This window comes from Kribbella swartbergensis (assembly GCF_054784135.1).
The window spans coordinates 1-704 of the sequence record NZ_BAAGPM010000012.1 but is presented as its reverse complement, the minus strand read 5'-3'; the positions used below and the strand labels follow the sequence as shown (position 1 = coordinate 704).

Below are 704 nucleotides of genomic sequence, written 5' to 3'. Positions count from 1 at the left end.
GTGCAGGGCTCTCGCGACACAAGTCCGGGTGCTACGATCCTTGAGAAGGCCCATCTCACGCACCCCGACCGCGTTTTGTGGGAGGATGAGGGGGTCACCAAGCTCGGGCTCGCCGAGTTCTATACGGAGATCGCCGACCGGATTCTGCCTCACATCGTGAACCGGCCGCTGTCGCTCCTGCGTTGCCCGGGCGGGTCGCAGAAGGAGTGCTTTTTCCAGAAGCACGCCTGGGCGGGCCTTGATGAGGATCTCATCCAGCGGGTCCGCGTCGGAGAGGACGAGGCTGTCGCCATCCAGGACCTGGTTGGCCTTCTCGCCTTAGTGCAAGCAGGCGTTCTCGAGATCCACCCATGGGGCTCTACTCTGAAGAACCCGGAGAAACCTGATCGCCTGGTCTTCGACCTGGATCCAGGTGAGGGCGTCAGCTGGGACGCCGTCGTGCAAGGCGCACTCGACGTGCGTGATCACCTGCAGGGGATCGGCATGGAGAGCTTCGTCAAAACCTCTGGAGGCAAAGGCCTGCACGTCGTCGTGCCGATTCGGCCCAAGGCGTCCTGGGACGAGGCGAAGAAGTTCGCAGCCGGTGTAGCGGGGGACATGACGAAGGAGAGTCCCGCCCTCTACACGAATACGATGGCCAAGCGCTCCAGGACAGGCCGGATCTTCATCGACTACCTGCGCAACGGGCGGGGTGCAACGGCTGT

Annotated in this window: 1 protein-coding gene; it reads left to right on the top strand. The window is 63.2% G+C overall.

Going from position 1 to position 704, the window contains the following annotated elements; translation table 11 throughout:
* Window positions 1–704, top strand: a 704-nt coding sequence (ligD, locus tag ACYVOK_RS06370; protein WP_460661314.1) for a non-homologous end-joining DNA ligase, incomplete at both ends; no start/stop codon positions are given.